Source organism: Actinoplanes missouriensis 431 (assembly GCF_000284295.1).
Classification (GTDB): Bacteria; Actinomycetota; Actinomycetes; order Mycobacteriales; family Micromonosporaceae; genus Actinoplanes; species Actinoplanes missouriensis.
Map to the genome: position 1 here is coordinate 4,691,531 of NC_017093.1, position 16,623 is coordinate 4,708,153.

Here is a 16,623-nt window from a genome sequence, read left to right on the forward strand (position 1 = left end):
CCGGGTATGCGGCCGGAACGCAAGGCGCTCAGCCATCGGACGGAAGGCGAACCTGTGACGGCCGGACATCAGGAGACCGGGCTCGGCCAGATCGGCGACGCCATTCGGCGTTCCGGCGTATATCTGCAGTTCGTGCCGCAGCCGACCCCCTTGGAGGCGTGCTGGTACACGATCGGCCTGACCGGCCATGGGCATCCTGAGCTGATCCTTTTCGGGCTGCCCCCGGACATCTCCCGGCCGGTTCTGCGCGCCGTCGCCGATGAGGTCATCGCGGGTCGACGAGCATTCGCCCCGGGCCAGCGGGCCGACGACGTCATCGAGGGTCACCAGGTTCAATTCGTCGCGGTCACCGAGCCGGATCGCCACCTGCCCGTCGCCGCGCAGTTCTACGCCGGCACGGGCGCCGCCGTGGAGGCCTTGCAGATCGTGTGGCCGGACCGGTACCACCGCTGGCCCTGGGAGCCCGGCACGCGCGTGGAGGACATGCCGGTGCTCGGCCGGCCAGTATCCTCCGCGTGATGACTTCCCACGGTGTCGTTGCAGCGGGGTCCGGAACCTGGACGCTCGGAGACCTGACAGTCAACAGAATCGGCTTCGGCGCCATGCGGCTGACCGCTGATGCCGACGGGAGCCCCAGCGACCGGGATCGCGTGATCGCCGTGCTGCGCCGAGCCGTCGACCTCGGCGTCAACCACATCGACACCGCCGCCTTCTATTTCTCGGCGCTCCGGTCGGCCAATGAACTGATCAATCGGGCTCTCTCCCCGTACCCGGAAGAATTGGTGGTGACCACCAAGGTCGGACCTGGTCGAGACCCTTCGGGTGAATGGCTTCCACCGGCGCGCCCGGAGCAGCTCCGTGGCCAGGTCGAGGAGAACCTGCGCCAGCTCGGCAGAGATCACCTCGATGTGGTGAACCTGCGCCGGCAGGGATGGGACTCCATCGCCGATCATTTCGGGGCGCTGGCCGAATTGCGCGACGCCGGCCTGATCCGGCACCTGGGCCTCTCCAACGTCAGCGTCGATCACCTCCGGCAGGCGCAGGCGATCGCGCCCGTGGTGTGCGTGCAGAATTCGTACGGCGTCGATTATCAGAGAAACGAGCAAGACGATTTCGTACGCCTTTGCGGTGATCTGGGCGTGGCTTTCGTGCCGTTCTTCGCGATTGCGGCAGCCGGACGAAAAGCCGGCTCCCGCCGCGACGACAGCGAGGCGATCCGCGCCGTGGCGCACGCGCACGGCGTGACGCCGGCACAAGTGCGCATCGCGTGGACATTGCACCGAGGGCCGCACGTGCTGGCCATTCCCGGTACGGGAAATCCGGAGCACCTGGCCGAGAACGTAGCCGCCGGGGCGCTACGGCTCTCCGCGGAGGACATGTCATTGCTCGACACGGCTCACGCTTACCCCGACGGCCTCACCGGGCGTGCTCCCACGGCTTCTTGACGGTGTCGTAGCGCACCGCGCTCGACCCGATGACGGTGCCCGCCGGGATGCCGTCCCGATCCTCGGCTAGCCGCTGCCGCTCACCGATGAAGGTCCCCGTCGCCGGGTCGATGACGATTTCGCGTTGTTCTCCGGCGGCGGTGACGCCGAGGGCCGTGCCGGTGCGCCCGTCCAGCGTCGCCGTCCGCTCGGTGATCTCCAGCGTGGGCAGGTAGGCGAGAGCCCGATACAGCGCCGCCCGGAGGTCGGCGGGAAGCAGGCCACTGCGCAGCGCATCCGCCGCATAGACGAGAACCTCCTGGTCGGGGTCCTGCCCGCGGCCCTCGGCGTCGGTCCGCAGGCGGTCGTAGAGCCGGCGTGGATCCCGAGGCAGTCCGGCGATGAAGCGCGTGGTGGGGCCCTGCCAGTTACCCGCCGCGGTGCACAGGTCGCCGGAGTCCGGGTAGAAGGCCCCGCACCTGCCGCTCAGCCGTTCCGGGTCGGACCGGACGCCGAGGCCGGCCTCCGCGGCCTGCTTCTCGGTGCCCAGCAGGCGGGTGCGTTCGCCGGTGTCGGTGCGCAGCATGAACCATTCGCCGGCCGGGTCGGCGGGCACCCACCTCTCGTCCCGGGTGCCGACCAGCACGGCGGCGCCCGGACTGTAGCCGGTGCTGAGGGAATGCGTGGAGATGTACCGGTACCAGCCGTCGGGGACCGGCTCATCCCGGGTACGGATCTGGGCGTCCGCTGCGGTGTTCAGCGTCTGCGCGACCTCGACCATCGCGACTTCGGACGTGTCGCCGCGCACCACGACGGCGACCACCGCCACGGACAGCACCGCGGCGGCTGCCGCGAGCGACAGGTGCGGCCACCGTCGCCGCCGGGCCACGGGCTGCTCCTGCGCGGCCGCGAGCACGCGGGCGCGTACCCGTCCCAAGGCCTCGGAGTCGCCGGCCGGCACCGGGTACAGGTCGTTCAGGGCAACATCGAGTTCGTCGGTCATGACTCGCCCTCCAGCGGCGGGAACGTGGTGGCAGAAACGGCCCGCAGGCCACGCCGGACCCGGTGCAGCCGGGAACGGACGGTGCCTTCCGGAATACCGAGGGCGGTGGCGATCTCCCGGGTGTCGAGGCCGGCGAGGCTGTTCAGCAGCAGCACTTCCCGGTCCCCGTCGGGCAGCGCCGCGATCGCGGCGGCAAGACCCGCGATTCGGGTACGGGCATCGAGCCGTTCCGCCACCCGATCGTCGGCCCCGTCGACGTGCGTGCCGTGCGCCGTCAGCCGCTGCGACAGCCGCTGATGCTGTGCCTGGTTGCGATGGTGGCGGCGGAGCAGATTGACGGCGATGCCGAACAGCCAGGCCCGGGCAGTGCCCCGCTCGGGTCGGAAGTCACCGCGCGCCGACCAGGCGACCAGGAACGTCTCGGCAACCAGATCCTCAGCCTGCGCCGCCTCGACCTGCCGGGCCAGATAGCGCCACAACCCCGGCGCGTGATCGTCGAAGAGCAGGGCGAACCGGTCCGCCGCCTGCGAGCCGCCGAGCCAGTGATCACTCGGTGGATGTTCGCCGGCCATCGCGGGCACCTCCCGGCCGGCAGCCCCGGCGATTCGTAAGGTCATGCCAGGTATTGCCAGAAGAAGCCGAACCCGTTCACGGCTCGTCCGTGGGCGGAGCCGGCCAGCCGGGCGTATTACTCGAAGCCGCGGAAGATGCCGTCACCGTCCACATGGCCGGCGAAGTCCTCCCAGTCCATGTTCGCGATGGGAAGGTTGTTCTGCACGGACCACATCTCCGACGGCACGACGCGGAACGTGGCGCCGAGCTGCGGGCCCTTGCCCTGGTCCTCCAGACCTTCCACGTAGTCGTAGAGGTTGACCACGAGAGTCGGCCGATCAGGGTGGGTCAGCGCCTTCGTGTCGACCAGGAAGGCAACGGCATGACTCGCGTCTGCCGGCAGCGTCTCCAGGAGTTGCGACGGCGTGATCCCCTCGTACGCCCGATCATCGACGTACGCGACGAACGCCGTGAATTCGTCCTCCGTCTGCGGCTCAGCGATCGCCGCCTGGATCTCTTCCCATTCCTGCGGGTGGGTGAAGTCAGTGCGGATGACCAGGGAGACGTCAGAGTTGTGATGCCAGATGCGCTCATCCACGCAGGCGAGGATAGGCCAACCCAACGGTTGACCCTCGGGAGGCGTAGGTCGCGTCAGCTGACCGCATCGCCGGGTGCAGCATGACGACGAGGTCCGCCGGTTCCGCATCGAGGCTGATGCGGTGCGCGAGTTCCGGTTCGAAACGGAGGGCGGCGGCCGACCGTGGTTCTACGCAGAGGTCACCGACGCCGACATGGAGAAGGTGCCGGATCAACTGATCCCGTTGACGCTCCTTCTATGGTCAGAAGATCACACGATAACGATCCGTGCCGCTTCCGTCCTGCGTCCAGGACCGCACGTTGTGCGGGGTCGAGGGACTGGCTGAACACCCGTTCGGCCTCGGCAGCGGTGGTCATGCTGAGGATGCTGCCGTCGTGCCCGTCGCGGGTTGCCGAACGTGTCGCACCACCGGTCTTGTCGCTGGTGAACAGGTAAGCCAGTTCCGGGCGTGGCAGCCCGTCGGTGACGCCGGAGGCGTCCACGGCGCGCATTTCGATGTTCGTGAGTTTGGGGCTCTGGCGCACTTTCCGTGAATGATCTCTGCGGCGAGCCCGAACGGCTGTGGTACGCCACGGCGCCTGAAGTCAAAGCGCGTCGAGTAGCAGGACGCCGTCTGGTGAGTAGAAGTAGTCGCGTACGTGCTGAGCCCAGTCTTCGATCGTCGGGTCCTCCGCGTGCGACAGCCAGTCGGAAAGGCGAGCGTGCTCGTCGCTGTGCCCATTCTCAGAGAGCCATCGCAGCGTTTCGTCCCTGCCGGCTCCGAAGATGGCGTGGGCATCGAAGCCAATGCCCAGATCCATGTCACCGGTGCAGAATTTCGCGGCGTACAGGCGGCGCGAGTCGGCGGGATCGCCGATCAGGAACAGCAGGAAGGCAGTCAGATAAATTTGCTCATACTCGTCGCTCTCGCCGTTGTCCGGACCTTCACGCCGGAGCCTTTCGAGGTCGAATATCTTCCGAAGCATCGCCTGGTGGGGACGAGGGTCACCGACGTCCACCATCCGGAGCGCTTCCCGGCGCGAAGCCGGAGTCGACAGGTCTACAGACTTGGGCACGCGTGCACGGTAGTCCAGCGCGGCTCGTCCACGCGGGCCGTCAGGAAGCGGCGGCAGGCAGCTTTGACCGGGATACCGAGCTGGAACTGTGGTTCAGTGGCCTCGGCAAGGTCCGCCTGGAGTTCAAGGCGAACGCTGACATCCGCCAGTTGGGTCAGATGATCGCCGGTTACGTCCTCTGACCGGTTCGCCGGCGATGCCTGCGCCCGCCGCGTGACCACGCTGCTACCGCCGGCGCTGCCCGTAGTGCGGCCGATCGCAGGACCGTCGGGGTTTGCGGGCGAGCAGGTTCAGCAGCGTCGACTTGCCCGAGCCGCTGGCGCCGTAGACGCACACGAACTCACCCTGGGCGGCCTCGAGGTTCACATCGCGTGCGGCCCCTATGGTCTCCACTTCAGAGTGGCAGGCCTTGCCCGACATCGCCGTGAACGCCACCCGGGCACACCGGCCCGAGTGGTGCTCAGAGCGCGACGTGTTCAGGCGGCGGTGAAGGCCGCACGATGGTCGCGGACCCACTCTTCGAGGCTGCGGCCCGGCCGCCCGGTGAGGTCGCGCACGCCGGGCCGGACCCGGTCGGGCTCGGCGACCGTGTCCGACCAGTAGTTGAGCAGCATGGCGATGATGTCCTCGGGAATGAACGGGGCCACGTCGGCACGGAACTCGTCCGGGCTGATCTCCACGAGCGGGATGTCACGTCCGATGCCGGCGCTTATCGCGGCCACCTGGTCGATCCGGGTGAGCGACTGCGGGCCGGTCAACGGGTAGATCCGGCCCAGGTGCCGGTCACCCAGCAGCGCGGCGGCGGCGGCATCCGCAACGTCCGCCTCATGAATCGGCGCCTGCGCGGAGTGGATGAACGGCGCACGGATCGGCGTCCCGGCCTTGATCGGCCAAGCCCATGACAGCAGGTTGTTCGCGAACGTCCCCGGCCGCAGGATGGTCCAGGCGTCGGTGCGGGCCGTCACCGCCTGCTCCACCGCCCGATGGTGGGTGTGGCTGGCTGAGCCGATGTCGCGGGGGAACTCGCCCGCGGCGGCGAGCGATGACAGCACCACGAATCGGCGTACTCCGCCGGCGACCGCGGCGGCGACGAGATCGTCGACACCGTGATCGACCGGGAAGACGAACATCCGGTCCACCCCGTCGAACAGATCCGCGGTCAACGCCGAGGCTGCGGTCAGGTCAGCGCCGACGACCTGGACGCCGTCCGGAAGCCCGGCCTGCTGCGGTTTACGGCTCACCGCGCGTACGGGTTCCCCGAGGCTCGCCAAGGCATGGGTCAGGTTCCGTCCCACCGCTCCGGTGGCACCGGTTATCAGAATTGTCATCGATGATCCGAATCTCGTCGCATGTGCTGAGCGGAGTGCCCGGCTCGGCATCGACGTTACGGATCAATCAGGTCAGCTCACGGCCGCAATCATCCACCCATCGAACCGCGTCGTCACAGCGACGCCACCTTCCGGTAGCGGGCGAGCAGCAGCAGCAAACACACCGCGATCAGGCACGCCGCCTCGATGCCGTAGACCGGCCCGAACCGGCCCACCCCCACATCGAGCTGACTGCCCCGCCCGGTGAGCCACTCCCCGACCCCCGCGATCAGGAAGTTCGGGCTGCCCAGACCGGACAGCGCGTTCGCGGTGGTGCTCGGCAGCGAGGCGAGCACGCCGACGACCGGGACGGTCATCATGAAGACCGCCACGATGCCGCCGGCGGCGAACGCGTGCTTGCCGGTGAGCGACGCGATCAGCAGGCTGATCCCGGCGAACGTCACCGCCCAGAGCAGACTGTAGGCCCACCCGGGCAGCAGATCCCCCAGCTCGCCGACCACGCCGCTGCCGGTGAACACGGCACCGAGGAACATGATCAGCTGAGGCACGCCGAGCAGCAGCCAGATTGCGGCCGTCATGGCGGCGAACTTGGCGATCACGTAATCGGCGGCCCGCAGCGGACGGCTGAAGTAGAGCGGCAGCACCCCGGCCCGCAGGTCCCCGGAGACCAGCTGCGGCGCGGCGATCGCCGCGAAGAAGATGATCAGGAGGCTCATCTGGTCGGCGTACCCGACGTAGGTGAAGAGCACCGTTCCGGTGATCGAGCGGGCCGCCGCCACGATGACCGCGACCAGCAGCATGACGCCGGCGACGAGCCACGGGAAGGCCTTCACCTTGGCGGAGCGGCCGAACCCGAAGACGGCCCGCAATCCGTGTACGAACAGGGCCCGCTGCATCGCGACGCGACCCAGTCGCGGGCCGGTGTACCGCTGGTACCCGATGTCGTGGATGACGGCGGTGGCATCGAAGCCGGGCGTAGGCATCGGATCAGGATGCCAGTCCCCGGCGGGGTCAACCAGCCTCGCGCAGGAAGTCGCGGATCAGCAGGCTGATCAGCTCGGGGCGCTCGGCGATCAGGTTGTGCGTGGTCCCCGGCACCACGCACAGCTGCGCCCCCGGGATCGACGCCGCGATCAGCAGGCTGTGATCCGGCCGGATCGTGTCCCGGTCGCCCGACATAACCAGCACCGGCGCGGTGATCCGGGCCAGGTCGGCCGGGTCGATGTGCGGCTCGCTGCGCCACAGCCGGAACAGCTTGGTCAGCACGACGTCGGCGTGCTCCGGCCCGTCCGGCGACAGGCGTTCGTAGTGCATCCGCTCGACGTCCGGCCGTGACTCCCCCGAAGAAGGGGGAAGAGCATCGAGCACCACCCCGGCGGAGTCACGGAACGCGCCGGGATCCAGGTTTCCGCTGATCGCGGTCACCGACCGCACCCGCGCCGGATGGTCGAGCGCCATCAGCAACCCGATGATCGCCCCGTCGCTGTAGCCGACCACGTGCGCCGACTCGCACCCGGCCGCGTCGAGGTAGGCCACGGTGTCGGCGACCATCCGCCCGTACCCGTAATCGCCCTCGATGTCGGCCGTCCGGCCGTGGCCGGGGCGCTCGAAGGCGTACACCCGGTAATCGGGTGTGAGGGCGTCGGACTGGGCTCGCAGCGATTCCAGGGAGCAGAAGCCGCCGTGCAGCAGCAGGACGGGATCGCCGTCGCCGGCGACCTCGGAGTAGACGTCGGCGTCGCCGATCCGCACGAAGTTCTTGATCGAATCAGCCTATCGGTTGGTTCGCGCGCCCCACCGACCGGCGCACCGAACCCGTCCGCCGGTGACTGCCCGTCACGAGCCGCAGGCGGAAGGCTCAGACGCATGGCAGTCATCGAGGTCCGCGAGATACAGAAACGCTATTCCGGCGCCGTCGCCGTCGACGACGTCTCCCTCACCGTCGAACAGGGCGAGATCTTCGGGATTCTCGGCCCGAACGGCGCCGGCAAGACCACCACCGTGGAGTGCGTCGCCGGGCTGCGGGCGCCGGACCGGGGCACGATCAGCGTGCTCGGCCTGGACCCGCTGCGTGACCGGGCCGAGCTGACCCGCCGGCTCGGGGTGCAGTTGCAGGAGAGCCGGCTGCCGGACCGGTTGCAGGTCGCCGAGGCGCTCGAGCTCTACAGCTCGTTCTATCCCCGGCCGGCCGACTGGCGCGCGCTGATGGAGGCCCTCAACCTCCAATCCAAGGCCACCACCCGGTACGGGCGGCTCTCCGGCGGCCAGAAGCAGCGGCTCTCCATCGCCCTGGCGCTGGTCGGCAACCCGGAGATCGCCATCCTGGACGAGCTCACCACCGGACTCGACCCGCAGGCGCGGCGGGACACCTGGGCGCTGATCGAGCAGGCCCGCAGCCGTGGCACCACGATCGTGCTGGTCACCCACTTCATGCAGGAGGCCGAACGGCTCTGCGACCGGCTGGCCCTGATCAACGGCGGCCGGGTCGTCACCGTGGACACACCGGAGGGTCTGACCGCGCAGGCCCGCATCGAGCAGCGGATCGTCTTCCACCCGTCCCGGCCCTGCGACGACGCCCTGCTGACCGCCCTGCCCGAGGTCTCCCGGGTGACCCGCCGTGACGACCTGGTCGTCGTCGAGGGCACCGCCGAGGCGATCACCACCGTCATCCCGCTGCTGTCCGCCCACGGCATCGTCCCGCAGCGCCTGCGCGTCGAGCAGGCCAGCCTCGAGGACGCGTTCGTCACCCTCACCGGAAAGGATTTCTCATGAGCACGCTGCGCCTGATCCGCACCGAGACCGTGCTGTCGATCCGCGACAAGATCGGCCCGCTCTGGGGAGTCGGCTTCCCCCTGGTCCTGCTCGTCATCCTGGGCAACGTCCCGTCGCTGCGCGAACCGCAAGAGGTCAACGGCGGCATCGCCACCTTCGACCTGTACGTGCCCGTGCTGATCCTGTTCAACCTGGCCATGCTCGCCCTGATCGCGGTGCCGACCGTCCTCGCCGGATACCGGCAGGCCGGCGTGCTGCGCCGCCTGCAGACCACCCCGGTCGGACCGGCCCGGGTGCTCACCGCCCAGCTGGTGGCGAACCTGCTCACCGCGGTCGTCGCCACGGTGGTCTTCCTGGCCACGGCCCGGTTCGCCTTCGGCGTCGGGCTGCCCGGCGCCGTGCCGGGCTTCGTGGTCGCCTGGCTGCTGGTCGCCGCCGCGATGCTCGGCATCGGGCTGCTGATCACCGCACTGGCCACCGGTCAGCCGCAGGCCAGCGCGATCGGCACGGTGCTGTACTTCCCGCTGATGTTCTGCGCCGGGCTCTGGGTGCCGATCACGCAGATGCCGCCGCTGCTGCGCGACATCAGCCACGCCACCCCGCTCGGCGCCGGCATGCAGGCCTTCCAGGACGCGTACGCCGGTGACTTCCCGGCCGCCCAGCCCCTGCTGATCCTCACCGGGTACGCGGTGGTCAGCGCGGCGGCCGCGGTCCGCTGGTTCCGCTGGTCCTAGGATGCCCACGATTCATAGGATGCCCACGATGGACACCTCCCGGAGCAGCGAGCCGCCGCGGCTGCTGGTGACCGCGGTGCCCTACGGCGTGCTCGCGCTGCTGACCGTCTACCTGCTCGCCGACTGGCGCGCCAACGCCGGATCGTTGCTGCTGTGCGCCGCGGCCGCCGGGTGGATGGCCGGCATGTTCGTGCGCCGGCTGCCGTACCCCGCGATGATGTTCTGCGGTCTGCTGGCGATCACGTTGCTGCTGGTGCTGCGGGAGCCCGCCTTCGGGTTCTTCACCACGGCCGCCTACATCTACGCGTTCGCGTTCCTGCCCTGGCCGGGGCGGGTGCCGGCGATCGCGGCGGTGGCGGTCGTGGCCGGGATCGCGCAGGCGTCCAGCTTCGACAAGTCGGACGCCGGTGACTACACCCTCGCCGCCGTGATCATCGCGCTGAACGTCCTGATCATGACGGTGATGGCGTGGGTGCTGCGTCTCGACGAGCGCAACTCCGACGAGCTGAGCCGCGCCAACGCCCTGCTGAGAGCCTCGCTCGAGGAGAACACCGCGCTGCACGCCCGGCTGCTGGCGCAGGCCCGCGAGGCCGGTGTCCTGGAGGAGCGGCAGCGGATGGCGCGGGAGATCCACGACACCGTCGCGCAGGGCCTGACCGGCATCATCACCCAGCTGCAGGCGGCCGAGCAGCGGCACGAGGTTCCGGACGAGTGGCGGCGGCCGTTCGACGCGATCACGGGCCTCGCCCGGCAGAGTCTCACCGAGGCCCGCCGCTCGGTGGACGCGCTGCGCCCCGAGCAGCTGGAGACGGCCCGCCTCGCCGACGCGCTCACCGGTGTCGCCGAGCGATGGACCGCGTTACACCACCTTCCGGTACGGGTGACGACCACCGGAACGCCGCTGCCCCTGCCCGCCGACGCCGAGTTCGCCCTGCTCCGCACCGCGCAGGAGGCCCTCGCCAACGTCGCCAAGCACGCGGGCGCCACCCGGGCCGGCGTCACGCTGTCCTACCTGGAGCACGAGGTGGCGCTGGACGTGCTCGACGACGGCACGGGGTTCGACCCGTCGTCGCTGAAGGACGGCAGCTACGGTCTGACCATCATGCGCCAGCGGGTGGAGGCGTTCGGCGGGACGCTGCAGATCGAGTCCGAGCCCGGCGCCGGCACCGGCGTCTCCGCCCGCGTTCCGGTCCGGGGAGTGTCCGATGAGTGAGAGCACCATCCGTCTCGTGGTCGCCGACGACCACCCCGTCGTGCGCGACGGGCTGGCCACCATGTTCGCCTCGGCGCCCGGCTTCACCGTGGTCGGTGAGGCCGCCGACGGCGCCGAAGCGGTCCGGATGGCGCAGGCCCTCTCCCCCGACGTGATCCTGATGGACCTGCGGATGCCCGGCACCGACGGTCTCACCGCGATCACCGAACTGGCCCGCGCCGGCAACCCGGCCCGCGTCCTGGTGCTCACCACCTACGACAACGACGCCCACGTGCTCCCGGCGATCGAGGCCGGCGCCACCGGATATCTGCTCAAGGACTCACCCCGCGAAGATCTCCTTCGGGGGGTACGGGCAGCGGCGCGCGGCGAGACCGTCCTCTCCCCGTCGGTCGCGTTGCGGCTGGTCAACCGGGTGCGTACCCCCGCGCCGCAGCTGCTCAGCCAGCGCGAGCTGGAGGTGCTGCAACTCGTGGCCGCGGGCAACACGAACCGGGAGGCGGCGGCCCGGCTGTTCATCACCGAGGCGACGGTGAAGAGCCACCTGCTCAACATCTACGCGAAGCTGGGCGTCAGCGACCGGGCGGCGGCGGTGGCCGAGGCGTACAACCGCCGGCTGCTCCTGCCCGACTCCCCCTAGGCTCTCCAGTCATACATTTAGTTATTCCGATGTGTCGGGGCAGCCCCCGCCCGTGGTCCGTTCGTCCGTCCCCGGCCTGATCGAAACGCCGTAGCGTGCTCGCGTGATCACTCCACCGAGGACGGGAGCGGGTATGCGGCCGCGTCGGCTCTGGGAAGGCGCCATCATCGTTCTGGCAGCCGGACTGCTCACCGCGTGCGGCGGCCCGGAGGATGAGGAGGCGCCGGCGACCGCGGCCGTCGACGCCGCCGCCGCGACGGAGGCCGATCAGCGGGCGCAGGAGCAGGCCGCGATCCCGCCGAAGCCGGACGAGGACACCGCGGCGGCCTACATCGCCGCGCTGAAGGCGATCAACCCGGAGATCACGAAGGACCGGGAGCCGGAACGCTTGGTCGACCGGGGGCGTGACCAGTGCGCCACGATCAAGACCTTCCCGAACGAGCCGGAGAAGGTCGTGATGTACACGAACATGCGGTTCACCTCCCCCGGCCACCCCGACGGTTTCGGCAAGGCCACCGCGAAGCAGATCAACGCGGTGATCGTCGAACACCTCTGCCCCGACCTCGCCTGACCGGCACACCGGCCACGCCATCGCCGGCGTCCAACAGGGACCCCAGCACGCCCCACGTCATTCGCCAAGATCGCTATGCTGCCGCGGTGACCGACATGGTGGAGAGCGGGCGAACCCCGTACCGGAAGATCGCCCTTGGGGTTGTGGCCGCGATCGTGCTGGCCGGCATCGTGGCGACGGTGGTGGCGCTGCGCGGCGGCGGCACCGAGGTGCGGTACGAGGTGGAGACCAGCAGCGGCAGCGCTGTGATGATCACCTATACGACCGCGGACGGCGAGATCGGCATGCACCGGGCCGAGACAGCCGAAGGAACCGTGAGCACGCCGTGGTCGGCCACCGTGACGTTCGAGGAGCCGGCGTCGCTGGTCTCGGTCACCACCGACACCGGGGATCCCACCGCCACCGGCACGTGCCGGATCTTCGTGGACGACACGAAGATCGCCGATTCCAGCGACACCGCCGGGGCCATGTGCGAGGCCCAGGTCCCCTGAGCGACCCGGGCCGCCCCACCACCGAAAGGACCGACCATGACCAGCACCGCGGATCTGTACGACGAGTACGGCGACACGCTCGGCTCCTGCGACACCCAGCTACGGCAGTACGGTGGCGTCGCCGTATTCCGCGGCCCCGCCGTGACCGTCTCCTGCTTCCAGGACAACGCCCTGCTCAAGTCGGTGCTCAGCGAACCGGGCGACGGCCGCGTGCTGGTCGTCGACGGCGGCGGTTCGCTGCACACGGCGCTGATGGGCGACATCATCGGCGGACTCGCCGTCAGCAACGGCTGGGCGGGCGTCATCATCAACGGCGCCGTCCGCGACGTGGCCGCGCTGCGCGAACTGCCGGTCGGCATCAAGGCGCTCGGTTCCAACCCCCGTAAGAGCGCCAAGACCGGCGCCGGCGACCGCGATGTCGTCCTGGAGTTCGGCGGCTGCCGCTTCACCCCCGGCGCCGAGGTGGTCAGCGACGACGACGGCATCGTCGTGCTCCCCCACTGAGCCGAACTCCACGCTCACAGCGGCGGTCAGGGCACCCGGTAGCCGTGGAACCGCACCCGCCGGCGGATGGCGAACCCGAGACGTTCGTAGAGGCGAACAGCGGTGGTATTGGCGGCGGCGACGTGCAGGAACGGTTGATCACCGCGGGCCAGGATCCGGCTCGCCGCCGTCCGGACGAGATCGGCGGCGAGTCCGCGGCCCCGTGCCTCGGGTGCCGTGCACACGCTGCTGATCTCGGTCCAGCCGGGAGGTTGCAGGCGTTCACCGGCCATCGCGATCAGCGTGCCGTTCTCGCGTATGCCGTAGAAGGTCCCCAGCTCGATGGTGCGTGACTGGAAGGGGCCCGGGCGGGTCAGCTCGGTGAGTGCCATCATGTCCGGAACGTCGGCGGGCCCCAACTCGGGCGCCGGGGCCGGCGCGGTGAGCGGCCGGTCGAGGACCATCTGGTATCCCTCCAGCTCGAAAACCGGGGGCCAGGACGCGGGCGGGCTCACCGGGGCGCTGAACAGATCGGCCAGTCCGCCGCTGCCGAGCAGCCGGCCCAGGTCGTCCCAATCGCCCTGCGACGGATCGGCCGGCACCGCCGCGAACGTGGCGACGCCCTCCTCATAGGTGACGGCGTTGCCGACCCGGCGTGCCAGGTGGGCGTGCCGGCCGAGGAGGGACTGCCGTACCGGGTCGTCAAGGACGTGCAAGGTCAGCTCACAGACTCGAGGGGTGCGGGGTCGCCGCCCGCGGCGGCACGGGCGGCAACCAAGATTAGACCCGCCGGCTACGCCCTCTGCTGGGACGGCCCGCCGGGCGCGTTCGTCGAGACGGTCCGGCGGCGTGTCACCGCGTCCTCGGACGGCATCCGGCGAGCGGCAGACGGCGGGGATCCGGTGTTCGCCCGGCTGGTCGCGGCCGGGGTGGACGCGACGTTGCGGACGGCCGTCGCCGAACTGGCGGACTTCCCGATCTGAGGTGGGCGCCAGGCGCCCCGTGAACGGTGACGCCATGGTGGCTCGGGCGCGCAACGCGCCGGAGGGAACGCGCGGACGGGCGGCGCCGTGGAGCGTCGCCCGTCCGGGAACGATCAGCGCTGCGGCCCACGCGGGACGTCGCCGCGCAACGTGATCCGGTGCATCACCCGGCGCTGCGTGCCGTAGTCCCGGTTGGCGTAGTGGGCAGTGCTCCGGTTGTCCCACAGCGCCACGTCGCCCAGCCGCCACCGGTGCCGGACCACGTGCTCCGGCTTGGTCAGGTGGGCGTACAGCAGATCCAGGATGGCCCGGCTCTCGTGCTCCGACACCCCGGCGATGTGCGACGTGAAGCCCGGGTTGACGAAGATGCCCTTGCGGCCGGTCTCCGGGTGCACCCGCACCACCGGATGCTCCACCGGGTCGAGCCGGGTCACGGTCTCGCCGTCCCACACGTTGCCCTTGCCGCCGCGGCGCTGCGCCAGGTAGTACCCGAACTCCCGGGTCCCGTCGTGCACCGCGGTCAGCTGATCGGCGAGCTGCTGCACCGGGGTGGCCAGCGAGTCGTACGCCAGTTGCGCGTCCGCCCAGTTCGTGTCCCCGCCCGAGGGCGGCAGCACGACCGGCCGCAGGATCGAGCCGAGCGGCGGCCGCTTCATGAACGTCACGTCGGTGTGCCACACGTCGGCGAACCCGTTGTCGGCGCTGTCCAACGCGTACACCTCGGGGTGTGCCTCGTCGAGCCCGCCGACCACCGGATGTGAGGCGGTCAGCTCGCCGATGCGCCGGCCCAGCTCGACCTGGCTGGTCTCGTTCAGCGTCTGGTCGCGCAGGAACAGCACCTTGCGCTCGACCAGGGCGGCGCGCAGCGCGACGATCTGCTCGTCGGTGGCGGTGGTCAGGTCCAGACCGTGCACGACCGCCCCGAAGTGCGGGCCGAGCGGTTCCAGATCAAGATGTACCGGGTCCAGGCGTACCAGGGCTGTCGTCATACCGCACTTCCTTCCAGGTGGGCCGCCGCGCGGACGGCGTGACCGATCTCCGAGCGCAGGGCCGCGTACTCGGGCAGGCCGCGCAGCTCGTCGGCGGTGACGCCCGCGCGCGGCAGGTCGATGGGCAGGTCGAGGGCGATGCGGCCGGGCCGGGCGGTGAGGACCACGACCCGGCTGCCGAGGAAGACCGCCTCGTCCACGCTGTGGGTGACGAACACACAGGTACGGGCGGTGTCCGCGCTGACCCGCCGCAGGTCCTCCTGCAGCCGCTCGCGGGTGAGCGCGTCCAGGGCGGCGAACGGCTCGTCGAGCAGCAGCAGTGGGTTCTCCACGGCGAGGGCCCGGGCGATCGCGACCCGCTGCTGCTGGCCGCCGGAGATCTGCCAGGTGCGCCGGTCGGCGACGTCGTGCAGTCCTACGCGAGCGAGCAGCTCGGTGACCCGTTCCTTGCGGCTCGTGACCCCGGCGTAGCGCAGCGCCAGCTCGACGTTGCCGCCGACGGTCTTCCACGGGAAGAGGCGGGGCTGCTGGAACACCAGGCCGGCGCCCTTGCCCGGAGCCGGGGGCCCGCCGCCGGCCCGTACCGTGCCATGGGTTGGTGTCTCGAACCCGGCGATCAGGCGCAGCAGCGTGCTCTTGCCACAGCCGGACGCCCCGACGAGCACCAGGAACTCACCGCGCGGAACCGTCAGGTCGACCGGGCCGACCGCGGTGACGTCACCGTAGGCGTGCTCGACCCGCTCCAGGACGATGGCGTCATCCGAGGACATCGGGCAGACCCTTCACGTAGATCGCCTTCTGCACGGTCGCGAGGTCCGGCACGGCGTCGATCTTCTGCTGGTCCTTGAGAAACTGCGCGGCGCTGACCAGGTTGTCGGCGAGCTTGCCGACCTTCGCCTCGGTGCCCAGCCACTCGTCACCGGCCAGATCGGCGGGCTTGAGGAAGACGCCCTGGCTGAGCTGTTTCTGCGCGTCGGCGGGGCTGAGGTTGAGCTCGGCACCGATCGACGTCGCGGCGGCGGCCGGGTCGCTCGCGATCAGGTTCAGGGCCTGGGCCTCGGCCTTGCGCCACGCGTCGACGGCCTCCGGGTGCGCCTGCGCGAACGCGGTGGAGACCACGCCCAGGTCCAGGGTCGGTTTGCCGGCGGTGGCGAGCTGGCGGCTGCTGATCAGGACCGTGCCGGTCTTCTTGATCTCGTCCAGCGACGGCAGCCAGGTGTAGGCGGCGTCCAGGTCACCGCGGGTCCAGGCGGCCTGGATGTCCTGCGGCTCCAGGTCGACGATGGTCAGCTCGGACTCCTTGATCCCGGCCTGGTTCAGCGCCGCGAGCAGGCTGTAGTGCGCGGTCGACGCGAACGGCGTGGCGACCTTCTTGCCGCGCAGCCCCGCGACGTCGGTGACGCCGCTGCCGTTGCGCGCGACAAGCGCTTCGTTGTCGCCTGCCACATCAAGGACGAAGGCCACCTGGTACGGGATGTTCAGCGGCGCCGAGAGCCCGCGGGCGACGGGACTGGATCCGATGGCGGCGATGTCCACGCTTTTCGCGACGAAGGCGGTGTTGATGCTGGCGCCGGAGTCGAACTTCGTCCAGGTGATGGTGTAGTCCGGCAGCGCCTTCTCCAGCAGTCCCTGGTTCTTGACCACCAGGTCTCCGCTGGGAAAGGCCTGGTAGGCGATCCGGATCGACTTCTCCGCCGTCTCACCGGCGGCGTTGCCGCTGGCGGCGCCGTTGCCGCAGGCGGCGAGCAGGAGGACGGCCGCGAGGCCGAGGAACTTACGCATCGTGTTTC

Annotated in this window: 23 protein-coding genes; 11 read left to right on the forward strand and 12 right to left on the reverse strand. The window is 70.1% G+C overall.

Going from position 1 to position 16,623, the window contains the following annotated elements; translation table 11 throughout:
- Window positions 1–54: 54 nt before the first annotated feature.
- Window positions 55–519 carry a DUF4262 domain-containing protein gene (locus AMIS_RS21970; RefSeq protein ID WP_041829966.1) on the forward strand — a complete coding sequence of 155 codons (465 nt, stop codon included), beginning with the start codon at window positions 55–57 and terminating at the stop codon, window positions 517–519.
- Complete coding sequence (locus AMIS_RS21975) at window positions 519–1,445, forward strand: aldo/keto reductase (RefSeq protein WP_014444581.1); 927 nt, start codon at window positions 519–521, stop codon at window positions 1,443–1,445. Before AMIS_RS21970 ends, AMIS_RS21975 begins: the two co-directional genes overlap by 1 nt.
- On the opposite strand, the gene AMIS_RS21980 is transcribed toward AMIS_RS21975, so the two are convergent.
- The 3 genes from AMIS_RS21980 to AMIS_RS21990 all read right to left on the reverse strand — a co-directional run bounded on the left by AMIS_RS21980 (window position 1,417) and on the right by AMIS_RS21990 (window position 3,577).
- Entirely contained in the window at window positions 1,417–2,427 is a 1,011-nt protein-coding gene (locus tag AMIS_RS21980; protein WP_014444582.1) for a CU044_5270 family protein, read from the reverse strand. The genes AMIS_RS21975 and AMIS_RS21980 overlap by 29 nt on opposite strands.
- The gene (locus AMIS_RS21985; protein WP_157434972.1) at window positions 2,424–3,044 is read right to left on the reverse strand and encodes an RNA polymerase sigma factor; all 621 of its coding nucleotides are present in this window, start codon (window positions 3,042–3,044) and stop codon (window positions 2,424–2,426) included. The genes AMIS_RS21980 and AMIS_RS21985 overlap by 4 nt, the downstream gene beginning before the upstream one ends.
- 71 nt (window positions 3,045–3,115) lie before the next feature.
- Entirely contained in the window at window positions 3,116–3,577 is a 462-nt protein-coding gene (locus AMIS_RS21990) for a DUF6924 domain-containing protein (RefSeq protein WP_014444584.1), read from the reverse strand.
- A 73-nt stretch (window positions 3,578–3,650) separates the two neighbouring features.
- On the opposite strand from AMIS_RS21990, the gene AMIS_RS21995 reads away from it, so the two are divergent.
- Window positions 3,651–3,902 carry a hypothetical protein gene (locus AMIS_RS21995; RefSeq protein ID WP_014444585.1) on the forward strand — a complete coding sequence of 84 codons (252 nt, stop codon included), beginning with the start codon at window positions 3,651–3,653 and terminating at the stop codon, window positions 3,900–3,902.
- 259 nt (window positions 3,903–4,161) lie between these two features.
- On the opposite strand, the gene AMIS_RS22000 is transcribed toward AMIS_RS21995, so the two are convergent.
- Window positions 4,162–4,632, reverse strand: coding sequence for a hypothetical protein (locus AMIS_RS22000; protein ID WP_041829967.1), 471 nt, complete (start codon window positions 4,630–4,632; stop codon window positions 4,162–4,164).
- Between the two features lie 2 nt (window positions 4,633–4,634).
- Between AMIS_RS22000 and AMIS_RS44180 the strand changes: the two genes are divergently transcribed.
- Window positions 4,635–4,814 (forward strand): PH domain-containing protein, encoded by a 180-nt coding sequence (locus AMIS_RS44180; RefSeq protein WP_014444587.1) that lies wholly within the window; start codon window positions 4,635–4,637, stop codon window positions 4,812–4,814.
- Window positions 4,815–4,857: 43 nt separating this feature from the next.
- On the opposite strand, the gene AMIS_RS41825 is transcribed toward AMIS_RS44180, so the two are convergent.
- The 4 genes from AMIS_RS41825 to AMIS_RS22020 all read right to left on the reverse strand — a co-directional run bounded on the left by AMIS_RS41825 (window position 4,858) and on the right by AMIS_RS22020 (window position 7,712).
- Entirely contained in the window at window positions 4,858–4,998 is a 141-nt protein-coding gene (locus AMIS_RS41825; protein ID WP_269447693.1) for an ATP-binding cassette domain-containing protein, read from the reverse strand.
- 110 nt (window positions 4,999–5,108) lie between these two features.
- Window positions 5,109–5,960, reverse strand: a complete 852-nt coding sequence (locus AMIS_RS22010; RefSeq protein ID WP_014444589.1) for an NAD(P)H-binding protein — start codon at window positions 5,958–5,960, stop codon at window positions 5,109–5,111.
- A gap of 113 nt (window positions 5,961–6,073) precedes the next feature.
- The gene (locus AMIS_RS22015) at window positions 6,074–6,943 is read right to left on the reverse strand and encodes an ABC transporter permease (RefSeq protein WP_014444590.1); all 870 of its coding nucleotides are present in this window, start codon (window positions 6,941–6,943) and stop codon (window positions 6,074–6,076) included.
- 28 nt (window positions 6,944–6,971) lie between these two features.
- Complete coding sequence (locus AMIS_RS22020) at window positions 6,972–7,712, reverse strand: alpha/beta fold hydrolase (RefSeq protein WP_014444591.1); 741 nt, start codon at window positions 7,710–7,712, stop codon at window positions 6,972–6,974.
- Between the two features lie 114 nt (window positions 7,713–7,826).
- Here AMIS_RS22020 and AMIS_RS22025 point away from each other — a divergent pair, with 114 nt between their 5' ends.
- The 7 genes from AMIS_RS22025 (at window position 7,827) to rraA (ending at window position 12,882) form a co-directional block, all read left to right on the forward strand.
- Window positions 7,827–8,732, forward strand: a complete 906-nt coding sequence (locus AMIS_RS22025; protein ID WP_014444592.1) for an ABC transporter ATP-binding protein — start codon at window positions 7,827–7,829, stop codon at window positions 8,730–8,732.
- Window positions 8,729–9,466 carry an ABC transporter permease gene (locus AMIS_RS22030; protein WP_014444593.1) on the forward strand — a complete coding sequence of 246 codons (738 nt, stop codon included), beginning with the start codon at window positions 8,729–8,731 and terminating at the stop codon, window positions 9,464–9,466. Before AMIS_RS22025 ends, AMIS_RS22030 begins: the two co-directional genes overlap by 4 nt.
- A gap of 28 nt (window positions 9,467–9,494) precedes the next feature.
- Window positions 9,495–10,679: a sensor histidine kinase gene (locus AMIS_RS22035; RefSeq protein WP_041829968.1), complete on the forward strand. Its 1,185-nt coding sequence runs from the start codon at window positions 9,495–9,497 to the stop codon at window positions 10,677–10,679.
- Complete coding sequence (locus AMIS_RS22040; protein WP_014444595.1) at window positions 10,672–11,316, forward strand: response regulator; 645 nt, start codon at window positions 10,672–10,674, stop codon at window positions 11,314–11,316. Before AMIS_RS22035 ends, AMIS_RS22040 begins: the two co-directional genes overlap by 8 nt.
- Window positions 11,317–11,449: 133 nt before the next feature.
- Window positions 11,450–11,887, forward strand: coding sequence for a hypothetical protein (locus AMIS_RS22045; RefSeq protein WP_014444596.1), 438 nt, complete (start codon window positions 11,450–11,452; stop codon window positions 11,885–11,887).
- A 95-nt stretch (window positions 11,888–11,982) separates the two neighbouring features.
- Window positions 11,983–12,378, forward strand: coding sequence for an MmpS family transport accessory protein (locus AMIS_RS22050; protein ID WP_014444597.1), 396 nt, complete (start codon window positions 11,983–11,985; stop codon window positions 12,376–12,378).
- Window positions 12,379–12,414: 36 nt separating this feature from the next.
- Complete coding sequence (gene rraA / locus AMIS_RS22055) at window positions 12,415–12,882, forward strand: ribonuclease E activity regulator RraA (RefSeq protein WP_014444598.1); 468 nt, start codon at window positions 12,415–12,417, stop codon at window positions 12,880–12,882.
- Between the two features lie 26 nt (window positions 12,883–12,908).
- Here rraA and AMIS_RS22060 read toward each other — a convergent pair whose 3' ends face one another.
- The 4 genes from AMIS_RS22060 to AMIS_RS22075 all read right to left on the reverse strand — a co-directional run bounded on the left by AMIS_RS22060 (window position 12,909) and on the right by AMIS_RS22075 (window position 16,615).
- Window positions 12,909–13,577, reverse strand: a complete 669-nt coding sequence (locus AMIS_RS22060) for a GNAT family N-acetyltransferase (protein WP_014444599.1) — start codon at window positions 13,575–13,577, stop codon at window positions 12,909–12,911.
- 380 nt (window positions 13,578–13,957) lie between these two features.
- Window positions 13,958–14,833, reverse strand: a complete 876-nt coding sequence (locus AMIS_RS22065; RefSeq protein WP_014444600.1) for a TauD/TfdA dioxygenase family protein — start codon at window positions 14,831–14,833, stop codon at window positions 13,958–13,960.
- Window positions 14,830–15,603 (reverse strand): ABC transporter ATP-binding protein, encoded by a 774-nt coding sequence (locus tag AMIS_RS22070; protein WP_014444601.1) that lies wholly within the window; start codon window positions 15,601–15,603, stop codon window positions 14,830–14,832. The genes AMIS_RS22065 and AMIS_RS22070 overlap by 4 nt, the downstream gene beginning before the upstream one ends.
- Window positions 15,590–16,615, reverse strand: a complete 1,026-nt coding sequence (locus tag AMIS_RS22075; protein ID WP_014444602.1) for a taurine ABC transporter substrate-binding protein — start codon at window positions 16,613–16,615, stop codon at window positions 15,590–15,592. Before AMIS_RS22075 ends, AMIS_RS22070 begins: the two co-directional genes overlap by 14 nt.
- Window positions 16,616–16,623: the final 8 nt, after the last annotated feature.